At 66.1% G+C, this 14,540-nt stretch carries 16 protein-coding genes; 6 read left to right on the forward strand and 10 right to left on the reverse strand.

Features of this window, described 5'->3' with window-relative positions:
• Window positions 1-13: 13 nt before the first annotated feature.
• A complete protein-coding gene (locus ACQR1L_RS06990; RefSeq protein ID WP_434857185.1) occupies window positions 14-1,624 on the reverse strand; it encodes a flavin monoamine oxidase family protein in 1,611 nt (536 codons plus the stop codon).
• 138 nt (window positions 1,625-1,762) lie between these two features.
• On the opposite strand from ACQR1L_RS06990, the gene ACQR1L_RS06995 reads away from it, so the two are divergent.
• From ACQR1L_RS06995 to ACQR1L_RS07020, 6 genes are all read left to right on the forward strand, one after another.
• A complete protein-coding gene (locus tag ACQR1L_RS06995; protein WP_434857186.1) occupies window positions 1,763-2,167 on the forward strand; it encodes a nuclear transport factor 2 family protein in 405 nt (134 codons plus the stop codon).
• A 164-nt stretch (window positions 2,168-2,331) separates the two neighbouring features.
• A complete protein-coding gene (locus ACQR1L_RS07000; RefSeq protein WP_434857187.1) occupies window positions 2,332-2,712 on the forward strand; it encodes a hypothetical protein in 381 nt (126 codons plus the stop codon).
• Window positions 2,713-2,714: 2 nt separating this feature from the next.
• The gene (locus ACQR1L_RS07005) at window positions 2,715-3,233 is read left to right on the forward strand and encodes a hypothetical protein (RefSeq protein WP_434857261.1); all 519 of its coding nucleotides are present in this window, start codon (window positions 2,715-2,717) and stop codon (window positions 3,231-3,233) included.
• Window positions 3,234-3,325: 92 nt separating this feature from the next.
• Entirely contained in the window at window positions 3,326-3,487 is a 162-nt protein-coding gene (locus ACQR1L_RS07010; RefSeq protein WP_434857188.1) for a hypothetical protein, read from the forward strand.
• Between the two features lie 98 nt (window positions 3,488-3,585).
• Complete coding sequence (locus tag ACQR1L_RS07015) at window positions 3,586-4,176, forward strand: cysteine dioxygenase (protein WP_434857189.1); 591 nt, start codon at window positions 3,586-3,588, stop codon at window positions 4,174-4,176.
• On the forward strand, window positions 4,133-5,752 hold the full coding sequence (locus ACQR1L_RS07020; protein WP_434857190.1) for a rhodanese-like domain-containing protein: 1,620 nt from the start codon (window positions 4,133-4,135) through the stop codon (window positions 5,750-5,752). The genes ACQR1L_RS07015 and ACQR1L_RS07020 overlap by 44 nt, the downstream gene beginning before the upstream one ends.
• 99 nt (window positions 5,753-5,851) lie before the next feature.
• On the opposite strand, the gene ACQR1L_RS07025 is transcribed toward ACQR1L_RS07020, so the two are convergent.
• The 9 genes from ACQR1L_RS07025 to ACQR1L_RS07065 are packed head-to-tail and all read right to left on the reverse strand — an operon-like array spanning window position 5,852 to window position 14,490.
• The gene (locus ACQR1L_RS07025) at window positions 5,852-8,242 is read right to left on the reverse strand and encodes an ATP-binding protein (RefSeq protein WP_434857191.1); all 2,391 of its coding nucleotides are present in this window, start codon (window positions 8,240-8,242) and stop codon (window positions 5,852-5,854) included.
• Window positions 8,239-8,595 carry an Hpt domain-containing protein gene (locus ACQR1L_RS07030; protein WP_434857192.1) on the reverse strand — a complete coding sequence of 119 codons (357 nt, stop codon included), beginning with the start codon at window positions 8,593-8,595 and terminating at the stop codon, window positions 8,239-8,241. The genes ACQR1L_RS07025 and ACQR1L_RS07030 overlap by 4 nt, the downstream gene beginning before the upstream one ends.
• Window position 8,596: 1 nt before the next feature.
• Window positions 8,597-9,877, reverse strand: coding sequence for a PP2C family protein-serine/threonine phosphatase (locus ACQR1L_RS07035; protein ID WP_434857193.1), 1,281 nt, complete (start codon window positions 9,875-9,877; stop codon window positions 8,597-8,599).
• An 8-nt stretch (window positions 9,878-9,885) separates the two neighbouring features.
• Window positions 9,886-10,515 carry an ATP-binding protein gene (locus ACQR1L_RS07040; protein ID WP_434857194.1) on the reverse strand — a complete coding sequence of 210 codons (630 nt, stop codon included), beginning with the start codon at window positions 10,513-10,515 and terminating at the stop codon, window positions 9,886-9,888.
• A 6-nt stretch (window positions 10,516-10,521) separates the two neighbouring features.
• A complete protein-coding gene (locus ACQR1L_RS07045; protein ID WP_434857195.1) occupies window positions 10,522-10,821 on the reverse strand; it encodes an STAS domain-containing protein in 300 nt (99 codons plus the stop codon).
• Between the two features lie 9 nt (window positions 10,822-10,830).
• Entirely contained in the window at window positions 10,831-11,955 is a 1,125-nt protein-coding gene (locus ACQR1L_RS07050) for a methyl-accepting chemotaxis protein (protein ID WP_434857196.1), read from the reverse strand.
• A 3-nt stretch (window positions 11,956-11,958) separates the two neighbouring features.
• The gene (locus ACQR1L_RS07055) at window positions 11,959-13,017 is read right to left on the reverse strand and encodes a protein-glutamate methylesterase/protein-glutamine glutaminase (protein WP_434857197.1); all 1,059 of its coding nucleotides are present in this window, start codon (window positions 13,015-13,017) and stop codon (window positions 11,959-11,961) included.
• Window positions 13,018-13,027: 10 nt separating this feature from the next.
• Window positions 13,028-13,669: a chemoreceptor glutamine deamidase CheD gene (gene cheD / locus ACQR1L_RS07060; protein ID WP_434857198.1), complete on the reverse strand. Its 642-nt coding sequence runs from the start codon at window positions 13,667-13,669 to the stop codon at window positions 13,028-13,030.
• Window positions 13,666-14,490, reverse strand: a complete 825-nt coding sequence (locus ACQR1L_RS07065) for a CheR family methyltransferase (protein ID WP_434857199.1) — start codon at window positions 14,488-14,490, stop codon at window positions 13,666-13,668. The genes cheD and ACQR1L_RS07065 overlap by 4 nt, the downstream gene beginning before the upstream one ends.
• Window positions 14,491-14,540: the final 50 nt, after the last annotated feature.

Below are 14,540 nucleotides of genomic sequence, written 5' to 3' on the forward strand. Positions count from 1 at the left end.
AGAGCCGTCGCAGTCACGACGACACCCCCGTCGGCTGCCGCGCAGCTTCGGCCTTCGCCAGCAGAATGCGGTTCGCGGCCAGCGAGAACTCCTGCCAGGCGGCGGCGATGTCGCGCAGGATGGTCTGCACATAGTCCTTCGGCGGCTTGTGCTCGAACGGGAAGTTCGAGAGCGCGCAGGAGGTGCGGTTGAAGGCAACGGCGTCGTCGAGCAGCGACTGCATGACGTCGCGGAACGGCTTCTGGACCTCGGGCATCAGGCCCGAGCGCCCGCGCTCGATCGCGACATGGCGCATGTCGAAGCTCAGCGCCTCCAGCACCTGCAGCGCAGCGGCGAACACCTGCTCGATGGCGCCGAGGACGGCGAGCTGGGTGAGCTGCTCGCGCTGCTGCGTGGCGAGGCTGCGGTTCAGGCGCTGCCGATAGTCGTCGAACGCCGCATCACGCTGCGCCGCGACCCAGGAGGCGAACCAGGCGAGGCTGGCGTCATTGCCCGACAGCCCCTCGCCCACGCCACCCGGCCGCACGCCCACCGGCGCGTCGGCGGCCCGCGCCAGCGCGCGCTCGATGCGCCGCGCCGCATTGACGGCGCCTTCGAGATAGCCGGCCGCATGGCTTGCGGTCTCGGCGCCGCCGAGATGCAGCCGGCCCTCCCACAGCGCCCGCCGCAGCATCGGATTGGCGATCTCGCTGTGCTCGCCGCGCGGCGTCGTCCGGTCCAGCGCGCTGCAGGTGAAGCGATCCGTCGCCCAGTCCTGATAATGCTGCTCGCCGCTCTCCAGCGCCGAGCCGAACAGCTGCACCATCTGGCTGTCCATCAGCATCGGCAGGCCGACATTGAAGGCTTCGCGCAGATCGGGAGGAAAGGCGAGGAAGCCGCCGAGCGCGGCGCGGTCGCCGCCTTCGTCGCAGGCATCGAAGATCTCGCCGACGACGGCCTGCTCGTGACTCACGAAGGCGTTGCCCGATTGGCCCTTGTCGCGCCAATGCGCCTGGTCATAGGCGATCACGATTTTGGCCTGCGCGGCCATCCAGGTCTCGGCGTTGCGCATCGCCTCGAAGGTCGCGTCGTCGAGCGCGGGATAGAAGCCGACATGATCGATCAGCAGCCGCGGCGGCAGCGCCAGCACCGCGCGTTTGGCTTCAATCGCGACCGACTCCGTTTCGGTGGCGAAGATCAGCCGCACATGCGTGCCGCAATCGACGATGCGCATCAGCTCATGGCCGAGATGGATCACGGAAGCCGGCAGATCGCGCGACAGCGCCTCGACCAGCTTCGTCATGCCCCCGGACAGCCGGCGCGCCCCCTGATGAATCGGCGGACCGCTGATGGGCTCGGCCGCCTTGTCCGCCTCCTTCAGGTGCAGCACCGTGCCGTCGTCATGCTGGGCGAAATCGGTGAGTCCGAGCTCGGCGATCAGGCCGGTGAGCAGCGGCTGGGTCTCGGGCCAGAACCAGGTCGGCCCGAGATCCAGCGCGAGCCCGCTTGTGCTCTTCGCTGTCATGATCCGCCCGCCCAGGCGATGTCGGGCTTCGAACAACGCAAACGTCCCGCCGCGCTGCTGAAGGCTGCGCGCGAGTGTTATTCCGCACAATCCACCCCCGACAATGGCCGTTTCGAGCATGACAGGACCTCGGCTGCTGCGTTGCAATGGCGTGCCGATGGGGGCTTGCAAGAAGCTTGCAAGTTTGCGCCGAGGCAGGTGATGTGCGGTTTCGGACATCGGGTGATGTTCGGCAAAGGACTGACGCAGGACTGCGGCATGAGTGACGAAAGCGCGATCATCGCCGCCAATGCGGCCTTCTACGCGGCCTTTGCGGCCGGCGACTTCGCCGCGCTGGCGGCGCTGTGGGCCGATGGCGACGGCATCTCCTGCATCCATCCGGGCTGGCCGGCGATCGTCGGCCGCGCCGCCGTGATCGGCAGCTGGCGCGACATCCTGAGCAATCCGGCGCGCCCCCAAATCGTGTGTGCGGAACCGCACGCCATCGTCGATGGTGATCATGGCCACGTGGTCTGCATCGAGCTGGTCGATGGTGCCGCGCTTGCCGCCTCAAATCACTTCAAGCGGATCGGCGGCGGCTGGCGGATGGTCCACCATCAATCCAGCGCGATCGCGCAGCTCGTGTCGTCACAGGACGACAGTGACGGCCACAGTCTCCACTGATCGCGGCGCGTCTGGCACGAAATTTGATCTGTCATCTCGCACCGGCGGAAATGTCGGTGATTGTTGATTTTCGCCGCGTTGGATTCGGACCCGATCTCCGTATCCACGCGGGGCGATCGGTACGCTGCGACCAGCATCGTACTGATGCCGACGGGAGACACGGGATGGCACGCGTTCTGACCGCCTATCTGAAGCGCACCGATGTGCCGACGCGCCCAGCGTTGCAGCAGGCGATCGCGCGCCTTCCGTTCGCGCTGACGCTCGACGACGGCTATGTGCCGTTCGAGACATCGGGCTATCTGCCCTGCACGCTCGATGGCGAGGATGCCGGCTTCGACCTGCGCTTCGCCGGCGTGACGGAGCGGCGGGCGGACGCGGGCGAAGTCGCCATGACGATGAAATGGAGCGGCGACCCGCGAGAGGAGGCCGCAGCACTCGCGGTGGGCGCCGCACTCGCCAGGGATTTTCGCGCGACCGTCGAACGCGACGGCGCACAGCTTTCATCCGACCACATGCTCGAACAGGCGAAGGGAGCACTGGTATGAACATGACGGCTCCACTTCAACCAAGCGCGATCCACGCCGTGCCGGCCGAGCTCTGCGACTGCGGCTTCCGCCTCCTGATGATCCGTCAGTTCAATGTCGGCGCGGTGCCGCCCGCTTTCGCGATCATCGATCAGCGCATCATGCGGATGCCGCAGCGGCTCGGACGTCACGGCGTCTCGTTCGCCGCGACGTTTCTGCCCGACGTGATGGCGTGGCTGATCGATCATCTCGGCCGCCCGTCGTTGCATGATGAGAGCGGCCGCTCCTATCGCAATCCGCGCTGGCCGGTGGTGTGCTGGCACGACCAGGAGCGCTACTGGCCGAGCGGCGCCGTCACGGTCGAGTGGTTCGCCGAGGTCGCCTTCCAGGATCACGCTTCGTGGATGGCCTTCCGCACCCATTGGCAGGACGGCCTGATGGGCCGAAATGCTGACGAAGACACGTCTGCGGGAGAAGCGGATCAACGCAGCATGCACTCATCGGAAAAGGAATTTACCGAAGATGCGCTTCAGCAGGCATGATCTGCCAAATTGACGCGGAGCCGAGCCCTGCTCTGTTCGGCGCCGATCGAGGCATGATATCAAAGCGGTTGTGAAACGACGCGGAGGCTATCATGCGCTACGTCTCGTGGGTGGGAGGCTGGCTCGGTCACCTGATGCCGCAGCGGCGAGCTGACGCCCGCACGGAGCGCGGCGAACTGGCCGTGCGACGTCGCACCGGTGAGCTGTCGAACGAGGATCTCTTCTACCTCGCCATGCTCGGACCTCACGTGTAGAACGCACCAGAGATCCCGCTAGGCGCGCGACGCGTTCGGCAAAACCGACATCAACAAGATCGACTTCGACAAGTCGACTTCGCAGAGACCGACTTCAGATGACTGACATTGCCCGTTTGCGCGACTTCGTCGCCGAAACCGCGCGCCTCGTTGCCGATACGACTGACGAAGCGATATTGCTCGCGGCCCTCGCACCGAAGCTGAAAGACCTGATCGCGCATGACGATTGGCTGCCGGACGCCTATGCCGTCGCCGACGGTGCCCGCTACCGGCAGTATCTGCTCTATGCCGATCCGCTCGACCGGTTCTCGATCGTCAGCTTCGTCTGGGGTCCGGGCCAGGGCACGCCCGTTCACGACCACCGCGTCTGGGGCCTGGTCGGCGTGCTGCGCGGCGAGGAGCGGTCCGTGAGCTATGCGCGGCAGGCGGATGGCAGCCTGCGCGGAGGCATGCCGGAACGGCTACAGGCTGGACAAACTGCCGCAGTCTCGCCAGAGATTGGCGACATCCACGCCATCTCCAACGGTCTGGCGGACCGCTCCTCGATCAGCATCCACGTCTATGGCGGCAATATCGGCCGCATCCGGCGCGCGGTCTATGACGCGGAGAGCGGCACGAGCAGCGAGTTCATCTCCGGATATTCGAATGACAGCGTCCCCAACCTCTGGCCCGACCGCACCGCCGCCTGACATCGAAGGCTTCACTACACCAAAGGAGCTACGGCGGCGCTGGCGCGCCAATGAAGAGGTGGCGCTGCTCGACGTCCGCGAGGAAGGGCCCTATTCGCTGTCGCATCCGTTCTTCGCGGTCTCGCTGCCGCTGTCGCAGATCGAGCTGCGCATCCTCGACCTGATCCCGCGGCTCTCCGTGCCGGTCGTGGTCTATGATGACGGCGAAGGCGCTGCGGAGCGTGCGGTGCCGCGCATCCGCGCGCTGGGCTACAGCGACGTGTCGATCCTGGCCGGCGGGCTCGCCGGCTATGCCCGGGTCGGTGAAGTGTTCCGCGACGTCAACGTGCCGAGCAAGGCGTTCGGCGAACTGGTCGAGGCGATCCGCCATACGCCGTCGCTGTCGGCGGACGAAGCCAAGGCGCTGATCGAGCGCGAGTCGAACCTGGTCTTGCTCGACGCCCGCCGCTTCGAGGAGTACCGCACCATGAGCATTCCGCGCGGGGTCAGCGTCCCCGGCGGCGAGCTCGCTTTTCGCGCGCGCGAAATTGCGCCGTCGCCCGACACCACGATCATCGTCAACTGCGCCGGGCGCACCCGCTCGATCATCGGCACGCAGTCGCTGATCAATGCCGGTCTGCCGAACAGGATCTATGCCCTGCGCAACGGCACGATCGGCTGGACGCTGGCCGGCCATCACGTCGAGCGCGGCAAGACCGCGCGCATGCTGGAACGGCCGCAGGCGAGCTACGCCAAAGCTCTCGCCGACGCCAAATCCTGGGCTGAGCGAGTCGGCGTCGGCATGCTCGATGCAGCGACGTTCGCGCGCTATCAGGCGGAGGCCGCAACACGGACGCTGTACTGCCTCGATGTCCGCACGCCCGAGGAATATGCCGCCGGTCATCCGGCCGGATTCGCCTCCGCGCCTGGCGGCCAGTTGGTGCAGGCGACCGACGAATGGGTCGGCGTGCGCGGCGCGCGGCTGGTGCTGTTCGATGACGACGGCGTGCGCGCGCGCATGACCGCGTCGTGGCTGACACAAATGGGCTGGGACGCCTCGATCATCGGACCTGACGTCGTGGCGCCGACGGCAACGGAGATCCCTGCCCCCTGCCGGCCGGCCTTGCCGGAGATCGGGGATGCGGCGATCGATGTGGCACGGCTCGCCGCTGACCGCGCGGCCTGGACCATTGTCGATCTCACGCGCAGCCCGAACTACAAGGCCGGACACATTCCCGGCGCGCATTTCGTGCTGGCGTCGCGCTTTGCAACGGATCTCCGCAAGCTGCCGGGCGACGGCCCGATCGTGCTCGCAAGCGCCGACGGCGCGGAAGCGGCGTTTGCGTTGGCCGATGCGCGATCGGCGACTAGCCGGCAGGTTCGCGTCCTCGACGGCGGCACGCGGGCTTGGACGACAGCGGGACATGCGCTGGAGACAGATCGACAGTCCTGGATCTCGACGCCGGACGACGTCTACAAGCGCCCCTATGAAGGCACCGACAACGCCGCCGAGGCGATGCAGGCCTATATCGATTGGGAGCTGCAACTCGTCGCGCAGCTCGCCAATGATTCCGTGTCCAACTTTCACGTGGTGTAGTCCGGGCCGCATCCGATCGCCGGGTGGACGACGAGGCAATCGCGGCGCGGATGCAACCGTGCGCTTCGGCTGCTCGGGAATGCCGCGAACGACGGCGGATCAGGACGGGTCGCAGGCCCGGGATGTCGCCGCCGGCGGCAAGGTCGTCTCCAAGGATTCGCACGCGCCCGGCTGCAACGGCGGTGCGCCGGGAAGTTGCGGCAACGCCCAGCGGCGGATGGCCTCGAACAGCAAGGGCGGCTGGATCGGCTTGGTGACGTAGTCGTTCATGCCGGCGGCGAGATAGGTCTCGCGCTGGCCGACCAGCGCGTTGGCGGTCAGCGCGATGATCGGCGTGTGGCACGCGGGCGGCGGCAGTTCGCGGATCGCGCGCGTCGCCGACATGCCGTCCATCTCCGGCATCTGGACGTCCATGAGCACCAGGTCGAAGCGCCGCTTGAACACGGCGGCGATGGCCTGGACACCGTTGACGACAATGGTCGGCCTGAAGCCCTGCTTGACCAGCAGGCTGGAGATCAGCGTCGCGATGATCGGGCTGTCCTCGGCGACGAGAATGTCGAGCGGCCGATCGGGCGACGCCTCGATCGGCTCGATCGTCAGCACCGGCGCTTCGCCCTGCCGGCATCTCACCTCGAACCAGAAGCGGCTGCCGCGGCCGAGCTGGCTGTCGACGCCGATGTTGCCGCCCATGATGGTGCAGAGCTGCTTGCAGATCGCCAGGCCGAGCCCGCTGCCGCCATACTTCCGCGTGATGGAGGTGTCGGCCTGAACGAAGGGGTCGAAGATCTGAGCCTGGATCTCCGGCGACATGCCGATGCCGGTGTCGATCACCTCGATCCTAAGATCGATTGCGCCATCCTCATGCGCGCGATGGCTCGCGCGCACGTCGATTCCACCCCGCTCGGTGAACTTGATGGCGTTGGCGACGAGGTTCAGCACCACCTGGCGGATCCGCGTCGGATCGCCCTTGAGGAATTGCGGCAGCTCGGGTGCGAGGCTCACCTTGAGATCGAGACTGCGTTTCCTCGCCCTCTCGCCCATGAAGGAGACCGCGCTCTCGACCAGATTGCGCACGTCGAAATCGATGCTCTCGGATTGCAGGCGGCCCGCTTCGAGCTTGGAGAAGTCGAGGATGTCGTTGATCACGTCGAGCAGCAGATCGGCGGATTCCTTGGCCAGCGCGGTGTAGCGCTTCTGCTCGTCGGTGAGCGTCGTTCCGCGCAGCAGGTCGACCATGCCCACCATGCCGCTGAGCGGCGTGCGGATCTCGTGGCTCATGATCGCGAGGAAATCCGACTTGGCGCGGTTGGCGGCCTCGGCGGCATCGCGCGCGGCGCGCAGCTCCGCACCGGTCGCTTCCAGCTCCCGTTTCTGCTCCTCGAGATCGGCGCGGATCGCCTGGACGTAAGCGAGCTTCTGCTCGAGCTCAGCCTGGACCGTCTTGAAGGCGGTGATGTCGGTGACGAGGCAGACGGTGCCGCCATCGGAGATGCGATGATCGACGCTCTGGATCCAGCGACCATTGATCTCGCGATGCTCGATCAGGCGGCTGCCGCCGAGGTGCCAGGCGCGCTTGCGCTCCAGCCATTGCTCGAAGCCGGCACCCTTCGGGCGGATCAGCCCATCGTCGTGGGCCCGCCGCATCAGGTCGGTGAACGAGATGCCGGGCCGCATCAGCCTGGCCCAGCCTGGAAACATCTCGCGGAAACGCGTGTTCGACAGCACGAAGCGGTCGTCATTGTCGAACAGGACAAAGCCCTTGGTGAGCGCCTCGATGGCGTCGAGCAACAATTGCTGCGCCTGCTCGGCCGCGATCTCGGCGGCCTTCCGTTCCGTGATGTCCTGGACGATGCCGAAGCGCTCGCGGAACTTGCCGTCGACATCATCGATCGGCTCGGCCACCATCCGGATCCAGCGGATTTCACCGTCGGGGCGGACGATACGAACATCCTGCTGCAAGGCGCAGCCCGTGGCGATCGTGCGCTCGCGCGCGCGGATGAAGGTGCTGACGTCGTCGGGATGGATGATCTCGATCATCTTGGAGACGGCAACGCTGGACTGCGGCTCAAGACCGGTGATGTCGAACAGCTGCTCCGACCAGACGGACGATTCGCCCCCCTGTTCTGCCGTCCAATGGGCGATACGGCCGATCCGCTGCGCCTCGTTCAACAGGCGGGTCGTGTGCGCCAATTGTTCGTTCTGCCGCGCCAGGGCCTCCGCCATCGCAACCGCATGCCGGCTGTTGCGGATCAGCATCGATGTCAGCACGGCCATGACGATGATCGCGGCGACAGCGAGCATCAATAGCGAAACGATCAGGTCCGGCTGCAGGTCCGCGATCAACTCCACGGCCAAGATCACGAAGGAGGCGGTCGCGACGGAGATCGCCATCGTCCAGAATCGCGTGCGCGGCTCGGCGACAGCGGAAACGCGGCCGTCCATGCCGGTGCCGGACCTCGTGAGGGTCTCGTCGGAGACGACCTGGCTCATGCGCATTCCGCCGCACGTTTCAACGCGTCGGTCGTGGCGCCGATCGTATCGCTCATCAGCGGCAGCTGCGCCGCGATCTCCTCGGCCGTCGCCAGATCGAGTTCGATCACGCGCGCGATCTCGGCCAACCGTGCGGCGCCCAGGCTCGAGGAGGACCCTTTCAAAACATGGGCCGCCTTGCGCACCTGGTCCAGATCGCCCTTCGCGAGCGCCGTCCGGATGCCGGCGAATGTCTCGGCCGCGACCACAGGAAGCTGGGACAGCATGGCCCGCAACTCATCGGGATCGAGCGCGGCCTGCAGCAGGTCCAGTTGGTCCTGATCGATCAGCGGAACGTCGGAAGCCCCCGTCACGTCAGCGGCCTCCGCGAGATGAAGTCGTTGCCCGCGGCTTTGCCGCGCGGTCGGGCGCTCTCTCGGCGTTGTGACGCAACCCCGCGCGCCGGTCGAGGCAGACGATCGTGGTGTCGTCGGGCAGCGGGCTGGCTTCGCCAATCCCGGCCGCGCTGCACAGCCGATCGATCACCTCCTGCGGCGCGAGCGCGGGCCCGCATGCATTGAGCGCCTTCACAAGCCCATCATCGCCGATCCGCTCGCCCTTCGCATTGGGAAACTCGGACAGTCCGTCGCTGAACAGCAGCAGCAGCGAGCCGGGCGAGAACTTGCGGCGCGAGGTGCGATACTGCACGCCGCGTTCGACTCCGAGCGGAAAGCCGCTGGTGTCGCATAGCCGCGCCCGACCATCGATGCCCTGGACGAGAATGGCGGGCGGTGCCCCGGCGGAAGCACATTTGAGCACGTTGGCCCGATGGTTGACGACGACGTACATGAAGGTCGCAAACTGGCCGGTGCGCAACAGCCGGACGAGGCGCTCGTTCAGCATCGACAGCAGGGCACCGGGATCGTCGTGCAAGGCCTTGTATTCGTGGATCAGCGCGTGCAGCCGGAACGTATTCAGGGCCGCGTTGACGCCATGCCCCGTGAAATCGGCGAGAAAGATTCCGAACGCGCCATTGCTGATCGGCAGAATGCCCCAGAGATCGCCGCCGAGTTCCGAGGATGACCTGTTGTAGGTGGCCATGCGCAGATCCGCGGTGCGTGCCGCCCACTGCAGCGTCACCGGATCCGGCAGCAGCTCGACCTGCATGCGATGGGCGGCTTCGAGCTCCCGCGAGATGCGCTCGCGATAGTCGCGCAACTCGCGCAGCGAATTCCAGCGCTCGAGATGCACGACGACGCGGGCAATCAGCTCCGACGGATTGAGCGGCTTGGACAGGAAATCCGAGGCGCCCGCGGAGAACAGCTCCCCCATCTTCTTGCGGTCGACCGTCGCAGTCTGGACCAGGATCGGCACGTCGGCGAATTCAGGCTTGGCGCGGAGCCGGCGGCAGACGTCGAGGCCGCTGATGTCCGGCATCTGCATGTCCAGCAGCATCAGGTCGGGCCGAAAGCTGTGCACCTGCTCCATCGCCGACAGGCCGCCTTCGGCAAACTCGATGTTGGTGAATTTCTGCGCGCGCAGCACTCCGGCGACCAGGCGCCGACACAGCGGATCGTCGTCGGCAATCAGGATCCGCGCATTGGCAAGTCCCTCCGGCACGGCTCTCTCGTCGGCCGCGGGTTCGACCATCGTCATGACCGGACTCATCGGAGGAACTCCAGCCGCACCGCCGTTCCGCGATCGAGCACCGTCACGGCATCGGAGAACACCTGGAGTATCTCGAGGCCGCGACCCGACGCGCCATCCTCCGCGGCCGGCCGGACGTTGCTGTAGTCGTAGCCACGGCCGCTGTCACGGACCGTGACCTGCAGGGCGGCATCGGTCCAGGACGCCGTCAGCCGGATCGGCGCGCATCCGACATCGCGGGAATTCAGCCTGTCCTCAATCACGGTCTGCGCGGCGACGAGGCCGTCGAGACTGCCGCGCATCCGGCCATCGATCTGAAGGTTGCCGTGAAGCACCGCATTCATCAGCGCTTCCTGCACGGCGCTGCACACCCTGATCCGCAGATCCTCCGACAGCTCGATCCGGGATCGAATGGCCTGGACGAAGATCCTCACGACCGAATGGCGGTAGGCCGCCCGCGTCGTGATGAGCAGATCGAGCCGGTCTGCGGCGACGCCGTCGAGCACCACGTCCGCGTCTCCGGGCACAGGCAGGCCGGCCTGGACGCAAAGTGTCGCAGGCCGCGCCAAGGCGGCCGTCAGCGTCTCCTCCGAGATGCCGTCCCAACTCGCGCTTCCGGCGATCTCCACATCGGCCGAGACGGACATCGCGGATCACTCCTCGACGGTGAACAGCGCGTTGAACTTGGTGACGGAGAACATGCGCTTCACCTGCCCGATCGGCTTGCGCAGGATCAGCTCGCGATGATTCTTCTTCGCTTCGTCGCGCGCCAGGAGCAGCATTCCAAGCCCCGCGGAATCGATGAAGTCCAGCTTCGAGAGGTCGATGACCACCGATTTGCCGGGCACGGCGAAGAGCTCCGTGACCATCTCCTTGAAGGGAACGTGGTCGGTGAAGGTGAACTCGCCGCTCATCGCAATCTGGCCGCCCGCGCGGTCGATCTGTATCTGCATGATGTCCTCCTAGAACAATTCGACGGTGCCGGTGTCCAACGGCGCGACCGCGGTTTCACCGGGATCAGCGGGCTGCCTGCCCTCCAGGATCTGCGCAACGAAGCGCGAGCGCATTTCCCCGAGCGTGAAGCGGTCCAGCATGGCCTTGACCCATTCATTGTCGGTCGACAGCTCGGCCACCGGCACGTCGAGCGTCTGCTCCGTCGTCGTCTTCAACTCGTCGAGGGCCTCATCGACCACACGCAGCGTGTCCACCACATGCTCGAGCCGCTGCCGCGTCCGGTCCTGGAACTGAATCCCGGTCACCATGCCCGCGACATCGGCGGAGATGGTCTCGGCTTCCTTCATCGCTTCGGCGACGACCTCGTTCAGGTTGCTGCTGCGCTGGATCAGCGCGTTCATCAGCAATTCGAGACGGTCCTTGGCCATCAGGTTCTGCGACATGTCGATGGTCGCGACGCGCTGCAGCGTCGCATGGCCGTTGGCAATGCCTTCGGTGACGGCCTTGAGCTCGGTATCCATGTCGACCGACAGCCGCTGCGTCGCGCCCGACAATTCGCGCACCTCGCCGGCGACCACACGGAAGGCCGCACCGGCCGCACCGGCCCGTTCCGCCTCGATGCGGGCGTTGAGCGCGAGCATGTTGGTTACGCGGTTGATCTTGTTGAGCTCCTCCATGCAGCTGTCGACGCGGTTGACGTTCGCGTTGAGCTCGCTCAGCGCATAGACCATCGACATCGCGTCCTTGGACAACAGCAGGATCTTCTCGACGACGTCGCTCAACGTCTCCTCGAGCAGGCCGGCGATCCGGTCGATCGCGACCGCCTCGCCATCGACCTCGATGCCAATCGCAAGCCGGCTCAGGCTTTCGACGCGCTCGGTCTGCTGTCCGGCGCACACGGCGAGCCGCTGGAAACGGCCGCTGAGGCTGTCCGCCTCGGTCTCGACGATCGCCGACGTCTGCTGGATTTCGCCGACCAATGTCCTGATCACGCGCTGCTGCATGCCGGCAAACGCGATCCAGCGGCGCAGCAGATCGTCCTGCTTGGATTGCTCATCCGGCGCGAGCGGCTGCGACGGCTCCGGATCCGGCGGCCTCGTCGCGGCTGCGCTGCTCTGCTTCCAACCAAACATGCGCTACACCCTGACGCCACGCGCCGCGAGGGTTTCGCACCGCTTGAGAACGTGTTCTGCAATCTTGTTGAGCGGCATTTCGGCTTCGACCGCGCCGCATTCCTTGGCGGCCTTGGGCATGCCGTAGACCACGCAGCTCGCCTCGTCCTGGCCAATGGTCGGCGCTCCCGCCGAGCGCATCTCCAGCAGGCCCATCGCGCCGTCGCGGCCCATGCCGGTCAGGATCACGCCGATCGCATTGGGGCCGGCCGCATGCGCGACGGAGCGGAACAGAACGTCCACCGAAGGGCGATGGCCCGAGACGGCCGGCTCGTCGTGAACGCGGCAGACGTAGTTCGCGCCGTTGCGCGCCAGCTCCATGTGGAAACCGCCGGGTGCGATGTAGACATGGCCCGGCAGCACGCGCTCACCGCTGACCGCCTGCTTCACCGTGACCGCGCAGAGCTGATTGAGACGGCTCGCGAACGACGCCGTGAACATCGCCGGCATATGCTGCGTGACGACCGCGGCCGGCGCGTCCGACGGAAACGCCATCACGAGTTCCTGCAGCGCCTCCACCCCGCCGGTCGACGCGCCGATCGCGATGATCTTCTCGGACGAATTATACGAGACCCCCGGCCGCTGGATCGGCCGCACCTGCTCGCCGGACCGCGCGCGAATCTTTGCCGTCGAAGCCGCCTTCACCTTGCTGACGATCTCGTCGCGCATCGCCGGCAGGCCTTCGACCAGCCCGATCACCGGTTTTGCCACGCAATCGAACGCGCCCATCTCCAGCGCCCGGACCGCCGTATCGGCACCCTTCTGGGTGAGCGACGAGATCATCAGCACGGGCATCGGCCGCAGCGCCATGATCTTGTCGAGAAACGCCAGGCCGTCCATGCGCGGCATCTCGATGTCGAGCGTGAGGACGTCGGGATTGAGGCTCTTGATCATATCGCGCGCGACGATCGGGTTCGGCGCGGCGCCCACGACCTCGATTCCGGGATCGCTCGACAGGATCTCGGTCAGAACCTGGCGCACGAAGGCTGAGTCGTCGACGATCAGAACGCGAATGGCACTCATGTCTACTGCCTCAAAAGAGCTCGACGGATCCGGCGACAGGCTCGACCTGGATCTTGGATTTATAGGATGTCTCGTGGCGGACCAGCGCCTCCTGCTCGATGCGCGGCAGCTCGAGCAGCATCACGCGGCCGGTCGCGGGGAAGTAGTGGACGCGGCGCGGCGATGAGCCACGCAGATGGCTTGCCGCGATCGGCAGATTTTCCGCCGCGAGATACTCCTCGACGAAATCCGCGTTGCGGTGGCCGACCTTGGCGACGCCGTTGAGCACGTTGGCGCCGCCGAACACCTTGATCTCGAGCCGGCGGCGCGCACCGCCGCGCGCGAGCACGTCGTTGATCAGACGCTCCATCGCGACATTGCCGTAGCGCATGCTGTCGGACGCATTGCCCCAGGCGCCGAAATTCTCCGGCAGCATGAAGTGATTCATGCCGCCGACCTTGGTCTTGGGATCGCGGATGCAGGCCGCCACGCAGGAGCCGAGCACGGTGACCAGCATCTCGTCATCGGCATCGGTGACATAGTGCTCGCCAGGAAACACCTTGATGGCGACCGCGTCGAAGCGGCTGTCGCGATAGCGCCGGCTGCCGGTGGAGACCTCATCGGTCGCCGCCCCCGCCGCCGTTGTCCGCCGTCTTGTCCTGGTCTCGGTCATCGGATCCTCCGGTAGATCGTTCGGCCGACCAGTTCGAAACGGTCGGTGACGCCGAGCAGGTTCTCCGAATGGCCAATGATCAGCCAGCCGTCCGGCTTGAGGATATCCGCGTAGCGGTCGAACAGCCGCATCTGGGTCGGCTTGTCGAAGTAGATGACCACGTTGCGGCAGAAGATGACGTCGAACGGCCCCGACATCGGCCAGGGGCCGAGCAGATTGAGGTGCGCGAAGGTGATGAGATCGCAGAGCTCGTCGTTCATCACGACGTTGCCGTCCCGCATCCGCGTGAAGCGCTTGCGGTGGGTCTCGGGAATGCTCGTTGTCCGGTCCAGCTCATAGACACCCTCTGCGGCATGGGCCGTCACGTTGGTGTCGAGATCGGTGGCGAGGATCTTCAGGTCCCAGTCCATCAGGACCCGCGGGCCGGCCGCGACCGTCATCGCGATGCTGTAGGGCTCCTCACCCGTCGAGCAGCCGGCCGACCAGATACGCACGCGCTCGGTCTGCGCATTGCTGGTGACCAGGGCGGGAAGGATCACCTGCGACAGATAGTCGAAATGGTGGGCCTCGCGAAAGAAGTTGGTGTGGTTGGTGGTGACCGCGTTGATGAAATTGCGCAGCTCTTCGTCGCCCTTCGTGCTCTCGAGCAGACGGCAATATTGCGAGAAATTGGACATGCCGAGCGCGCGCAGCCGCCGCCCGAGCCGACCATGGATGAAGGCACGCTTGCGCTCGCTCAGCACGATGCCGGCCGTGTCCATCACAAGCTTCGACAGCTTGCGAAAGTCCTTGTCCTCGAGCGCGTACTGTTCCTGCACCATGATCTCCCTGGCCTTCGGGGAGACGCCCCCGCGCAAGCGGGGGCGTCTCT

The organism is Bradyrhizobium sp. HKCCYLR20261, assembly GCF_051168435.1.
Taxonomy (GTDB): Bacteria; Pseudomonadota; Alphaproteobacteria; order Rhizobiales; family Xanthobacteraceae; genus Bradyrhizobium.